Genomic DNA, 13324 nt, shown 5'->3' on the forward strand with positions numbered 1-13324 from the left:
AGCTCCGATTCGTCTAGCCATGCAATTTGCGCCGCGCTTCCTGTACGTTGTGAATCTGTCCGATCTTTTCCAATGCGGTGCTGAGCTGACCCAGGTCGTGGACTTCGATCGTGATGTCCATGGCGACGCCCTGGTCCCGCGGATTGGTCTCGGTGTAAGTCCGCAGAATGTTGATGTGCTCGTGCGCCAGCACCTGGGTGACGTCTTTGAGCAGTCCCTTGCGGTCGAATGCGCGGACCTCGATGTCGACCGGGAACACCCGTGTTTCTTCTCCCCAGGCGACGTCGATCAACCGGTTTCGTTTGCCTGGGGGAAGCTGGACGACGTTGGGGCAGTCCTGGCGGTGGATGGTGACGCCGCGGCCGACGCCGATGTAGCCGATGATCGGATCTCCGGGAATCGGCGAACAGCAGCGGGCGAAATGGGTCAGCAGGTTCCTGACGCCCTGCACGGTCACTTCGCCGGTCCCGCGGACGGTTGCGGGCGCCGGCTTCCGCGTCGGGGCGGGTGCCGGCGGCTGGAATCCGGGCACCTGGAGCGCCGCGGCCAACTGGCCGGGGCCGATGTCGCCGCGGCCGATGGCGAGCAGGACGTCGTCGGGCCTGGCCAGGTGGAAGTGGCGCGCCAGGGCGTCGAGGTCGAAGTCCCGGGTCTGGAGCTTGTGCTTTTCCTTGTCGAGTATGGCCTTGCCGGCACGCAGGTGCTTGTCGTGGTCCTGCTGCTTGAACCACTGCCGGATCTTGCCGCGCGCGTGCGCGGTCCGCACATACCCCAGGCGCGGGTCGAGCCAGCCGAGGGTCGGGCCGCCCTGCTTGGCGGTGAGGATTTCCACCTTGTCCCCCGATTTCAGCGGGTGGGTCAGCGGCACCATGACGCCGTTGACCTTGGCGCCCCGGCAGCGATGGCCCACTTCCGTGTGGATGGCGTAGGCGAAATCGACCGGGGTGCTGCCTTTGACCAGGCGGATGACCTGGGCGCGGGGCGTGAGCACGAAGATCGCATCGCCGAAAGGCTCTTCGCGGAAGTCCTGCAACAGCGAATCGTTGTCCTCCTCGCTCTCCAGCAGGCGGCGCAGTGAGGCGATGCTGCGGTCGAAAGCCGCGTCCTGCCCGCCGCCTTCCTTGTAGCGCCAGTGAGCGGCGACACCGTATTCGGCGAATTCGTGCATCGCCGCGGTGCGGATCTGGACTTCCACCGGACGGTCGTCGGGACCGATGACGACGGTGTGCAGCGACTGATAGCCGTTGTCCTTGGGGTTGGCGATGTAGTCGTCGAACTCCTTGGGAATGTGCGGCCACAAGCTGTGAACCGCCCCCAGCACGGTATAGCAGGTCGGGATGGTGTCCACCATGACCCGCACTGCCAGCAGATCGTACAGATCGGCCAGTTGGGCGTGCTTGCGCTCCATCTTCTTCCAGATGCTGTACAGATGCTTGGGGCGGCCCGACACCCGCGCATTGACGCCGAGTTTCTCGAGCTCGTCCCTCAGGAGGCTCATGAAATTCTGGATATAGACTTCGCGTTCCGCGCGGTTGGTGCTCAGGGATTTGGCGAGCGTGCGGTATTCATCCGGATGCAGGTAGCGGAACGACAGGTCTTCCAGCTCCCATTTCAACTGGCCGACGCCCAGGCGGTGCGCCAAGGGGGCGTAGAGTTCCAGGGTCTCGCGGGCGATGGACTCGCGGGCGCCGCCGTCCTGGTATTTCAGGATGCGCATGCGCTGCACCCGGTAGGCGAGCCGGATGAGCACGGCGCGGACGTCGTTGACCACGGACAGCAGCATGCGCCGCAGCAGTTCGGCCTGTTCGGGACCGGGATTCTCCTGCAGCGAATATTCGTTGAAGGTATTGAGCCAGTTGACCTTTTCCAGTAGCCGGACGGTCTCTTCGTCGAAATGGACCCGGATGAATTCCGCCGGTAGCGTCTCCCGCAGATAAGGGTCCGCCAGCAGCGCGGCCTGGACGCTGTAGGCATCGACCTTCAGATTCAGCAGGATGTGTCCGACGTCGACTCCGCGCGGCCGGGGTTCGGAATCCTTGGCCGCCGCGTCGATGGCGAGGTTCAGAGCCTTGCGGATGCTTTCCGCCTGGGCGGCGGGATAGCCCTGCTCGAACAGCCGGTGAAGTTGCTCGGCATCCAATTTCGAGGCGTCGGACTGGTAGTGCGTGTGCTTCATTCAGTTTCGGGCGGAGACGCGGGCCTTGGGGCGAGCGGGCGCGGCCGGTTGCCGCGGGCGGGAGATCGCTTCCATAATCGGGCTGCGTGTGGCACTCCCGCAATCTTAACAGAACTGATGCTTTCCGCCCGCGGGCCAGCGCCGAAACCGTATGTTGCTCGAGGAGCGCGGGTGATGCAGGAGATTGAGGAGGAAACGGGGAAAGCAGGTACCCAGCCGGTGGCCGAATGCCGTGCCGATGCCGTCGTACGCCGGTTCGCGTCGCAGTGTCTCGATCGCATGGAGTCCAGCGAAACCGGAATCCTGGAAAACCGCGGCACCGAGGCATTGCACGACTACCGGGTGGCCCTGCGCCGCAGCCGGACCTTGCTGGGGCAGATGAAAGGCGTTTTCCCCGAACGGGATGCCCGCCGCTGGCTGGACCGGCTCGGTCGGCTGGGCGAATTGACCGGACCGCTGCGGGATTGCCACGTCATGCTCGCCGATCTGCCGCTCTACCATTCGGTGCTGCCCGAGTCGCTGAGGCCGGCCTTGGCGCCTTTGCAGTCGTATCTCGAACGGGAAACGGCGTCCGCTCACCGGATCCTGGCGGATCGTTTGCAGCGTAAGGATTACCGGCGCACGATCGAAAGCTGGCGCCGGTTCCTCGAACGGCCCGCGCCGAAGCAGCCGTCGGCGCCGAATGCCCGCGCTTCCGCCGGCGAGGTCTGCGGCCGGCACATCTGGAAGCTTTACCGGCGGATGCTGCGGGAGGGCGCTTCGCTCGGGCCGGACAGTCCCTCGGAAGCGTTCCACGCCCTACGCAAGCGCGGCAAGAAACTGCGTTATCTGCTGGAATTTTCGGCTTCGCTCCGGGACGACGGCAAACTCCGGGATCTCATCGCCCAATTGAAGAAGCTCCAGGACGTCCTCGGCGAATTCCAGGACACCGCCGTCCAGCGCGCCCGCCTCCTGCGCCTGGCGGAAACCCTGAGACAGGACGGCCAGCCGGTCGAAACCCTGCTGGCGATGGGGATCCTGGTAGCTCACATGGAGCGGCGTCAGTCGCGCTGCCGCCAGGCTTTCGGGGACGGCTTCGCGGCATTCGCCGGAAGGCCGTCACGCCGGCGTTATCGCAAGCTGTTCGGGCCCGGCCACGGCGAAGGAGACAGGGACCGGCGCGGGGTTTAAACTTTTTCGGACTCAACCTAAGAATGGAACGGGATTCATGCAACAAAAACAGAACAAGGAACCGCTACCGCGCATTCTGATCATCGGCGGCGGCGCCGGTGGCCTGGAGCTGGCAACCAAACTGGGCAAGACCCTCGGCAAGAAAGGAAAGGCGCAGGTGACCCTCATCGACGCCCACCCCACCCATATCTGGAAGCCGCTGCTGCATGAAGTCGCGGCGGGCACGATGGACGTGAACGACGACGAGCTGGATTACCTGGCGCAGGCCAACGCCTGCCATTTCCGTTTCGTCCTGGGACGCATGAACGGCCTGGACCGTACGGCCAAACAGGTGAAGCTCGCGCCGACGCTCAATGCCGCGGGCGAGGAGGTGATCCCCGCCTGTTCCTATCCCTACGATATCCTGGTGATCGCGGTCGGCAGCGTGTGCAACGATTTCGGCGTGCCAGGCGTGGCGCAGAACTGCATCTTCCTGGATACCACGGAAGAAGCCCAGCAGTTTCACCGCCGCCTGCTGGAAGCCTACATGCGCGCCCATGCGACGGGCGGGGCGAAGCAGGCCGGCCAGCTCGACGTGGCCATCGTCGGCGGCGGCGCCACCGGCATCGAACTTTCGGCCCAGTTGCATCAGGCCACCCGGCTGCTGGCCGCGTACGGCCTCGACAACGTCAAACCGTCGGACATCAAGATTCATCTGATCGAGGCCGCGCCCCGGCTGTTGCCCGAGCTGCCGCCGCGCCTTTCGGAGTCCACGGTCAGGCAGCTCCTGGCGCTCGACGTGCAACTGCACCTCGGCGAGCGCGTGGTGGAGGCGCGGCCGGACGGCGTCCTGACCCATACCGGCAAATTCATACCCGCCGCGCTGAAGGTCTGGGCCGCCGGGGTGAAGGCGCCGGACTTCCTGGCGCAGACCGATCTGGAAACCAACCGCATCAATCAGGTCGTGGTGCGCCAGACTCTGCAGACGACGCGGGACGACCGCATCTTCGCCATCGGCGACTGCAGCGCCTGTCCTTGGCCGGAAAAGAACGCCACGGTGCCGCCGCGCGCCCAGTCGGCCCACCAGCAGGCCAGCACCGCCTACAAGAACATTCTGCGGCTCCTGGCCGGCAAGGCGCTGGCGGATTACCGCTACCGCGACTACGGCTCCCTGGTTTCCCTGGGCAAGTACAGCACGGTGGGCAATCTGATGGGGAATCTCCTGGGCAGCGTGATGATCGAAGGGGTGATCGCCCGCCTGGTCTACCTGAGCCTTTACAAGATGCACCAGAACGCCCTGTTCGGGCCGTTCCGGGTCGGCCTGATCATGGTCGCCCATTTCTTCAGCCAGAAGCTGCGGCCGAAGATCAAGCTGCACTGAGTCAGAGGCGGGCCCGAAGGCCCGCTTCCATCGAATCTCAGTCCGGTTCGCCCGCCAGCCAGTCCAGGCGCCAGCCGCCTTCCCCTTGGGGGCTCAGGGTTGCGTGCAGCCAGGGCAGGAGGGTCTTCATGTGCTCGTCGAGGCGCCACGGTGGGTTGACTACGATCATGCCGGTGCCGCTCATCCCCTTTTCGCCGGTCTCCGGCAGCACCGACAGCTCCATCGCAAGCAATCGGTCGATGCCGGTCTGGCGGAATTTCCGGCGCATCCAGTCGGCGGTGCGGCGGTCCTGGATCGGGTACCAGTAGGCGAAAATGCCGGTGGGCCAGCGTTTCCATGCCGCCGCCGCGGCTTCCACCATCCGCTCGCGCTCGTTGCGCAGCTCGAATGGCGGATCGCAAAGCACCAGGCCGCGCCGCTCGGGGGGCGGCAGGAAGGCTTTGAGGCCCTGGTAGCCGTCGATCTGGTTGACCGTGATCCGGCGTTCGCCGCCGAAGAGGGAACGCAGCGACTGGACTTCGGTGCCGTGCAGCTCGCACAGGGCCATCCGGTCCCCCCCGCGAAGAAAATGCCGGACGATGAGCGGCGATCCCGGATAAAGCCGCAGTCTGCCGCCAGGATTGAGCGCCCGCACCGCGGCGAGGTAGTCCTCCAGTTCGGGCGGTACCGAGGGCAGCTTCCACAAGCGCTCGATTCCGCTCCGGTGCTCCCGGTTCTGCTTCGCCATGGCCGACTCCAGGTCGTAACGGCCGGCGCCGGCATGGGTATCGAGGTAAAAGAACGGCGCCGGCTTGCGCAGCAGCGAGCGGACGATCTGCGCCAGCACGGCATGCTTGAGAACGTCGGCGAAATTGCCGGCATGGAAGCCGTGACGGTAGCTCAGCATCGGTCGATTCGAGGGGGAGCCGGACCCGGACCCGGAAAATCCGGGGCGGGGAAGGCTAGCGGGTGGATGGCGGGTAGCGCCGTTCCAGGTCGTCGAGAAAACGGCCGATCTGTTTCATGCTGCCTTTCAGCAGCCGCGGCGGTCGCCCGTTCAGCCAATGTTCGAGCCGCGCGCTGCTGCCGGGCCACAATACCAATCCCCCCATGGCAAGGAAAGGCAGGCCCAGCACGCCGGGCGTGACCAGGCCGACGACGCCGGCGGTGATCAGCAGCCAGGCGACGTCATGCGGCATGCGGCGTATCCGCTGTTCGGTTTTCTGTTCGATGGCCAGGGCGTCCAGCGTTTCGAGGCTTTTTTCGAGGGACGCCTCGCCAGCTTCCTGTCCGCCGGGGGCGGCGGCAGGCCTGTCACGCCGCCTTGGGGATTTGCGGCCGGAATGAGGACTTTCGGTCATGTTCATGCTGCTTCAGGGTTGGACCGCGCATATTACATCCAGCAGGCGGTGCGTCTCAACCGGAACTCACGCAGGCGCGATCCAGCCTTCGATCCTGCCGTGATCGAGCAGCCAGCGCTCCTGGTAAACGCGCTTGGCGGCAAGGCCGGCCCGCCGGCTGAAGGAGCGGTTGGCGTAGGCATTGAGGGCGACGGACAAGCCGGGAATGAAGGATGCCAGTTTGCGGCCGAGCACGATCCGCTGCAGCACCGCCAGCGCCGCCTCGTTCACGGCGTCGCCGACGAGGTGGTGCTCCAACTGCCGATGATAATTCTCCATGGCGCGCGATTGTTCCTCGGGCGTGCCGGCGGTGGACAGCGCCAGGATGTGCAGCATGAAGCCGCGGTCGCCCGTGCGCTCGGCGGAATAACCGTAAGCCTGGGACACGCGGTGGATCAGGCGCAGGGCCACGCCCAGCAGGGCCGGCACGCCCACCACGACGGTACCCAGGCTGCCGGTGCCGGTCACGGCTCCCACCCCGGTGGCGAGCTTGAGTCCTTCTTCGATGACCTTGTCGGCCAGGCGGTCGCTGAATTCCAGCGATTGCGCGCCGATTTCCTCCAGGCTGCGGAATCCGCTATGGCGCAGAATCCAGTCGTCCCGCACCAGTTGTTCGGCCACCCTGTTGAGGGCATCGAATGCGAATCGCGAGGCCGGGGCGGGCACGATCTTCCGGCTCAGCCGGATGAGAGGCCGCTGCGCGCGGTTCAGGAGAGGGCTCGCCGGATGCGGCTTGCGCCGTTTCCAGGCGGCGATGGCCCGGATCTGTTCCGCCTCGTACCGGCTCGGCGGCGCGGCTGGAATGAGGGGTTTCATGCGTATCCGCGAGATTGAGTGGGGAAGAGGCCGCTACTTCCTCCCCGACGGAAAACGGGTCAGCGCAGAACCGGAACGCGGCGGGTCCTTGCCGCCTGCAGGTCTCGCCGTATGCGGCGGTCGACGTTCATGACGCCGATGTTGGCGAGGATTCCGGAAGTGATGCCGTTGAGCAGTCCGGCGAAGGCGCCGGCGATGCATAGCAGATTGGGGATCGCCGCCATGCGGCAGGCCGAAACGACGTTGGCGTCGTGGCCTTGGGCCAGCTCCATCAGATCGACCAGGGGATCGAGCGACTCGCCCAGGATCGCGATGTCGCAGGGGCCGCCGTCGGCTGCCTGGCTTCCGAACGCCACGGCGACATGGGCTTCGCCGGCAACAGCCGGATCCCTGCCGAAGTCGCCGATCAGCGTGGCACGCACGCCCCGTTTTTTCAGCCCCTGGAGAAAGCGGATTTTTTGCTCCGCGTTCAGTCCACCGCCGGAGAGATCGGCACCCAGGCGCCGCGTGAGTTCGGCGGCTTCATCGTCCGGTCGGGACGAGACGATGAAGATCTGCTGCATGCCGAGCGCGCGGAGACGGGCGAAGGTATGGGCCGCGCGCGGCAAGGGTGAGTAAGCGAACCGCAGCTCGGCGACGTCGACGCCGTCGATGCGCATCAGCAACGGCGCCGGGGCCGTCTTGGAACGGCTGGGGCCGCCAACCAGACTGACGGTATGGCGGCCGATCCGCACTTCGACCGCATCGGCGTTCAGCGACAGCAGTTCCGGCTCGCGGACGACCAGCCCGCGCCGGAGGCAGCTTTGGGCCAGCGCCTCGGCGCGTTCGTCGCCGAGGAAGAGTGCGGCGCCAGCGCCATGCCGCAGAATCGTGTCGGTGTCCGGCAGGTGGCTGGCCACTTCGGCCAGTTCGAGCTGCGGATTGAGGAGGCCCGGCAGATCGCCGTCGATCACCAGGAAGTCGCTCTCCTTCAGGCGGGTGAGGGCGGAAGCCGATTTGAGCAGGGCGCCGCTGTGCAAGGCCAGGCGCATGTCCCGGAGTACTTGCATCGGCAGCGCCATGCCGGGCCCGCTGACCCAGTCCTGGTGCAGGATGGCGCCCACCGTGATCAGGTCGCCGGCGGCCCATCCGACGCCGGCGGTGGCCAGCGTAGGGAGCACCGTGCGGTCCGCCAGGTTTTCGGCTTCGCGCCGCATGGCCCGGTCGGAGGGTATCAGGGTGGCGGTTTCGAGAACGGACCTCGTAAGCCCGGCGGCCCGGGTTTCCGATCCGGTGCGGACGGCTTCGATTTCCAGGGAGCCGTTGACCACGACGGACCCCGCGAGTACTTCATCGCCGGGAATTTTCCGCACCGGGCCCTGGCTTCCTCGGAGGCTGGTTTCCTGGACAAGGGCCTGGCCGGCGAGGACGACCCCGTCGACCGGGATGGCTTCCGTTGCAGGAACTTTGACACGGTCGCCGGCGCGCAAATCGGCCACAGCGGTCAGCGACTCGCTTCCATCGGCATTCAGCAGGACGGTCTGCGCCGGAAGTGGCAGGCTGTCCTCCAGGAGCGCATGGGCTTCCCGTGCCAGATTTTTCCGCCAGTTCCGCTGCCAGTAGCGCAGAGACCATTCGGTCAGGGCGTAGGCGAGGACCTGGCCGGTGGCGATCGAGCAGGCGAGGAGGGCGGTATGAAACACCGGCACGCCCAGCTTCCCGCGGCCGATCTGCTTGCCGGCATCCTGCAAGACCTTGAGATTGCTCGCAACCAGCAGGCCCGCCGCGACCGGTGTCGCAAGCGGCAGCATCAATTCCCCAACGGCGCCGAGTCCGACGCTGGCGTTGGCGACCCGGAAATCCACCGCTCCGGGTTCGGGAACACGCGATGCCACTTCACCGGTCAGCAGTCCCTCGGCGATGCGGACAAGGGTCAAAGGTTCCAGCGACTCGGCGTCGTAACTTATCCGGATCGTTCCGGAAGCGGCATTGCCGGAGACGCGCGTGACCGCATCGAGTGCGGTGAGCCCGGTTTCGATGTTCCGGAGGAGCGAGGCGTTTCCCTTCAGGCGGGGATGCCGCAATTCCAGCCAGCCATCATCGGCCGCTCCGATCCGGAACAGTGAGATCAAGCCCGCGTGCCGATGCAGCGTCAGCGCGGAATCCGCCGGCCAATGCGGCAAATCCCGGTCTTCCAATCCTTCGTTATCGGCGCCCACCGCGGCGGCCAGCCGCCGGCGGAAAGCGCCGGCGTCTCCCTTCGCGGTGCGGTGTCTTATGAGCGCGCTTCCTTGGGAGGGTTCGAGGCCGAGTGATTCGACTTCCGGGAGGGCCAGGACCTGCCGGGCAAAGCGGCGGGCAATCCTTCCGCAGCCAGGGCCGAAGACCGAGTCATCCTCGATGCGCAGCCAGTTGGAACCGAACGTGATGCTATCAGCCATATACCAGTTTTTGTCGGGCTGTTAGTTTGAGAGGCGGCTAATCGGCGTAGGGCTCGATTTCGCCGAGTTCGACCATACGGTCGAGTTCCATGACGATCTGTTTATCCTGCTCGTCCAGGACGTTGTAGATCTCCTGCAGCTGCCTCTGGCGGCGCCGGACTTCGATGATCATTGCCGATAGAAAAATGGCCGCCAGGGCGGTGGTCAGTGCGTTCGTCACCTGTTCCATGCGTCTATCCTCCGGTTTCGGGGTGGTGAAAATGCGGATCGGACGGGCGATTCCGTCAGGCGCCCATGGCGTCCTTGGCGCCTTCGCGGATCACCTCGATCGTGCCGATGAACCCGTCCTTATGCAGCCTGTCCTTGATGTCCCGTTCGATATTGGGGCTGTCGTGGTGTAGGCTCAGGAAGCGCAGGAACTCCTGCAGAGCGTGCAGCGCCCGCACGGGCTTCTGGATCAGTCCCAGATTGAGATGGAATCCGTGGTATTCGCCGCCGTCGCGCGGGCCGGAGCGGTGCATGTCCCGGACGATGAGCACCGGATCCTTGCCGATGAACTGCGGATGCCTCTTGACGATGTCGCGGGACTGTTCCGGGGAAAGCACGTAAAGCGGATCGCCGTCCTGGAAAGAGCGGATCATCTCGAAATTGTCCCGGATCACCTGCGCGGCGGGGGAGGTCCAGCCGGTATCCAAAATGAATATGCGAAACCTGGGAGCCGGCCGGCCGCCGGCGCTTTCCGGGGCCGCGGCGTGTACTGGTTTGCTTCTGCGGCCGCGGGATGCGGGTGTGCTGGGTTCGGACATGGGCAATCCTCTATTGGAATATTCCGAAGCATGTGAGCGATGGCCTGAATGCCGCTATGCGGGTGAGGTGATGCGAGCGGCGGAACCGAACTCCTAGGCCGCCAGCGCGCTCCGCCCGCCGTCATCGGCTTCGTCGATTTCCGCCGCCGCGTCGACAGCTTCCGCCGCGGTGCCGGCTTCATGGATTCCGGTCGGGTCTACATTAGCACAGCCCGCGCGCTTCAACTCGAGTTCGAGCTGATGGCGCCGTTCGGCCTCCAGAAGGGCGACCTTCCGCATCGGCAGCAGGCCGTTGGCGAGCGCCGCGAGCGCCGCGACGTTGTTGGTGAAAACCGAGGCCGCCACGCCGAAGCCCAGGGTGAACACGCCGAGGACGCAGGCAACGTTGGGGGCGATGATCATGGCCCAACTGCGCGCGATGTTGCGCTCGAGTTCCCGGGAGATGTCCCGCAGTTCGCAGAGCTTGCCCAGGCCCTGCTCGAGGAACACGATGTGGGCGGTATCCGTGGCGATGGAGGTGGCGCCACGCAACGAGATCGACACGTTGGCTTTCTTCAGCGCGATCGAGTCGTTGATGCCGTCGCCGACGAAGCAGACGGTGCGGCCTTCCTGCTGCAGCTTATCCACGTAATCCGCCTTGTCCGCCGGCAAGACCTGGGCGAAATAGCGGTCCATCCCGAGTTCCTCGGCCAGTTTGCGCGTGGGCGCTTCGTGGTCGCCGGAGATGATGGCCAGATGCTTGACGCCGCGTGCCCGCAGGCCGGCGACGATTTCCTTCACTTCGGGGCGGACCGCGGCCCGGAGTTCCAGCGCTCCGCCGATCCGGTCGCCGATCGCAACCATTACCATCGTAAAGCCTTCGAGATGCGCGGCATCGAGCCCTTCCTTGATCTCCTGCGTCAACGCAATGCCCTCCATTTCCATGAAGCGGGGGCTACCGACCCGGATTCGGTGGCCGTTTACGCCGACGTCGATGCCGTAGCCCACCTTGTACTGGGTCTCATCGGTCGCCGGAAGCCCGATCCCCCATTCCTCCGCTTTGTTCAGGATGGCCAGGGCGATGGGGTGATGGAACTTCTGCTCCGCGGCGGCGGCATACATCAGCACTTCTTTTTCCGCGAACCCGTCCGCAGTGATGATGCGGCCCACCTCCGGACACTCGCGAGTCAGGGTGCCGGTCTTGTCGAACAGAACGGTGTCGATCTTGCTCATGAGTTCCAGCGCCCGGCCGTCCTTGACCAGGATGCCCTTTTGCGCGCACAGTGCCAGGGAGGACAACAGTGCCAGCGGCGCCGCCATGCGGATGCCGGTGCCGAGGTCGCTGTTCAGGGCGGCGACGGCGCCGCCCGGTCCGATGGTCGCCATGGCGATGCCGCCCACTACCAGGGTCGGGACGGCCGCTTGATCCGCCAGCCGCTCCCCCTTGTTCTGGGACGACAGCTTGTATCCCGCGGTATCGTTCAATATCTGGCTGATTTTGGAGGAGGCCGTTTCGCTGCCCGACTGCTCGACCGAGACGAAGATCTTGCCCGCCACCATGATGGTGGAAGCGAACACCCTGTCTCCCACGCCCTTTTCCGCAGGGGTGGATTCGCCGGTCAGCGCGTGCTGGTCGATCATCGCCATGCCTTCGACGATGTGGCCGTCCACCGGCACGGTATCGCCGGTGTGGACGGCGACGATGTCGCCCTTCTGGACCTTGTCCATGGATACTTCGATCTCGACCCCGTCCTTGACCAGCCAGACATAGCGAGGCTGTTTGCCGAACGCGTTCAGCAGCATCTTCTTGGAGTTGTCCTCGGTCTTCTTGACCAGCAGCCGGCCGAAGGACAGGCACCAGGCCAGCACCGCGCCGGGCAGAATCTGCAGGGTGCCCAGACAGCCGAGCACGACGATCGAATCCAGGAAATCGCAGCCGATCCGCTTTTCCTTCAAGAGATGTTCGTACGCGCCCTGGAAGCAGGGGATCGAGGTGTAGGCGAATACCGCGGCGGACACCGGGAGCAGGGCCGGAACCGCGAACTGCGCGGTAGCCGCCAGCGGGATGGACAGGGTGCAGATGGTCAGGTCGAGATCGAGTTTATCGAGCTCTTCCTGGTGCTCGGCGGTTTCCAGGGCGCTGTCGAGGATCTCGATGAGATTCGCCTGGCTCAGACGGCGCGGATCGTAGTCGATCTGCACCGTGCAGCGCAGCGAGTGCGTCTTGTAGCGATCGACCCCCAGTACGCTCATCAGCTCCCGCTCGATGGCCTGGCAGAGATTGTTCTTGCGGTACAGGACGGGGTTCTTCAGCCTGATCGAACCGGTCTGGTCGCTCACGACCTGCCAGCCCGTGACCCGCTTGCCGAAACGATGGTAATGCACGACGCCGTGGCGGTCGCGCGCGGTGATCATCGGCGCGAAAACCGGAGCGGCTTCGCCCTCCGCCGGAACGGCGTCTTCTTCCGCCAAACAATCCGCCACCTTCCACAGCACTTCTTTCGCGGCGTGACGCTTCGTGTCGAAGTGCAGCTCGGCACAGCAGGCCGGGGCCGCCTTGATCGTCGCTCCCCGGATTTCCGGCACCAGGAATACCCGCCGCAGGAAGGCCCGGCAGACCGGCGTATCCGGATCGCCGAACATCTCCTGTCCGTGGACCGCAATGGTTCCGGGGGCGGGAAACGAGACGGTGATGCTGGTGGAGCCGGAGAGTTTCGGAGCGCTGGAGTTGGGAGCGAGTTGGGGCATTGTCAGCTGTCCTGATTGACGAACGAGAATTTACGATGATTCCTTGAGATGAAGGGGCGTCATCGCGCCCCGCGGCGTGTGCGGCTCAGGCGCCGGAAGCGGGCGTTTGTACTTCCTTGGCTTCGTTCAGCGCATCGATCGCTGCACGGCCGCCGTCGACGAACCCCTCGACGATGGGATTGTCCTGGGGGATGGCGCGGGCTATGAAGACGGTGCCGTAAACGATGCCGTAGGACACCATGTAGGAACTGGTATAGGCGAAGCGCGACAGCGAGCGTCCCACGTCCATGCCGGCCAGCTTCTCTCTTACCTTCGCCGCGTCTTCCGTCGCGTTCTGTACAGCGTCACGCATTGCGTCCGAGATCGATTTCAGGGCTTCGGCCTCGCCGGCATCGGTGCTGGTACTGTTCGCGGTTGGATCTGCCATGGTATTGGATACTCCCTCGAAGTTTGACAAATTCGTTGTGCCT

At 65.2% G+C, this 13324-nt stretch carries 11 protein-coding genes; 2 read left to right on the forward strand and 9 right to left on the reverse strand.

Annotated elements, in window-relative coordinates; all coding sequences use genetic code 11:
• Positions 1 to 13: 13 nt before the first annotated feature.
• A complete protein-coding gene (locus ABZN20_RS00770) occupies positions 14 to 2176 on the reverse strand; it encodes a RelA/SpoT family protein (RefSeq protein ID WP_218806244.1) in 2163 nt (720 codons plus the stop codon).
• Between the two features lie 174 nt (positions 2177 to 2350).
• On the opposite strand from ABZN20_RS00770, the gene ABZN20_RS00775 reads away from it, so the two are divergent.
• The gene (locus ABZN20_RS00775; RefSeq protein WP_218806245.1) at positions 2351 to 3346 is read left to right on the forward strand and encodes a CHAD domain-containing protein; all 996 of its coding nucleotides are present in this window, start codon (positions 2351 to 2353) and stop codon (positions 3344 to 3346) included.
• A 37-nt stretch (positions 3347 to 3383) separates the two neighbouring features.
• Positions 3384 to 4706, forward strand: a complete 1323-nt coding sequence (locus ABZN20_RS00780; RefSeq protein ID WP_218806246.1) for an NAD(P)/FAD-dependent oxidoreductase — start codon at positions 3384 to 3386, stop codon at positions 4704 to 4706.
• A gap of 37 nt (positions 4707 to 4743) precedes the next feature.
• On the opposite strand, the gene ABZN20_RS00785 is transcribed toward ABZN20_RS00780, so the two are convergent.
• The 8 genes from ABZN20_RS00785 to ABZN20_RS00820 all read right to left on the reverse strand — a co-directional run bounded on the left by ABZN20_RS00785 (position 4744) and on the right by ABZN20_RS00820 (position 13281).
• Entirely contained in the window at positions 4744 to 5592 is an 849-nt protein-coding gene (locus tag ABZN20_RS00785; RefSeq protein WP_218806247.1) for a 23S rRNA (adenine(2030)-N(6))-methyltransferase RlmJ, read from the reverse strand.
• Between the two features lie 55 nt (positions 5593 to 5647).
• Positions 5648 to 6046 (reverse strand): hypothetical protein, encoded by a 399-nt coding sequence (locus tag ABZN20_RS00790; RefSeq protein WP_367026473.1) that lies wholly within the window; start codon positions 6044 to 6046, stop codon positions 5648 to 5650.
• Between the two features lie 66 nt (positions 6047 to 6112).
• Positions 6113 to 6901, reverse strand: a complete 789-nt coding sequence (locus tag ABZN20_RS00795; protein WP_367026474.1) for an EcsC family protein — start codon at positions 6899 to 6901, stop codon at positions 6113 to 6115.
• Between the two features lie 59 nt (positions 6902 to 6960).
• A complete protein-coding gene (locus ABZN20_RS00800; protein ID WP_367026475.1) occupies positions 6961 to 9321 on the reverse strand; it encodes a cation-transporting ATPase in 2361 nt (786 codons plus the stop codon).
• 37 nt (positions 9322 to 9358) lie between these two features.
• Positions 9359 to 9550, reverse strand: coding sequence for a hypothetical protein (locus ABZN20_RS00805; RefSeq protein ID WP_218806251.1), 192 nt, complete (start codon positions 9548 to 9550; stop codon positions 9359 to 9361).
• A 55-nt stretch (positions 9551 to 9605) separates the two neighbouring features.
• Positions 9606 to 10127: a hypothetical protein gene (locus ABZN20_RS00810; protein WP_218806252.1), complete on the reverse strand. Its 522-nt coding sequence runs from the start codon at positions 10125 to 10127 to the stop codon at positions 9606 to 9608.
• A 93-nt stretch (positions 10128 to 10220) separates the two neighbouring features.
• Positions 10221 to 12854 (reverse strand): heavy metal translocating P-type ATPase, encoded by a 2634-nt coding sequence (locus ABZN20_RS00815; protein ID WP_367026476.1) that lies wholly within the window; start codon positions 12852 to 12854, stop codon positions 10221 to 10223.
• Between the two features lie 85 nt (positions 12855 to 12939).
• Entirely contained in the window at positions 12940 to 13281 is a 342-nt protein-coding gene (locus ABZN20_RS00820; RefSeq protein ID WP_367026477.1) for a hypothetical protein, read from the reverse strand.
• Positions 13282 to 13324 lie beyond the last annotated feature (43 nt).

It is taken from the genome of Methylococcus sp. ANG, from assembly GCF_040730495.1.
Taxonomy (GTDB): domain Bacteria; phylum Pseudomonadota; class Gammaproteobacteria; order Methylococcales; family Methylococcaceae; genus Methylococcus.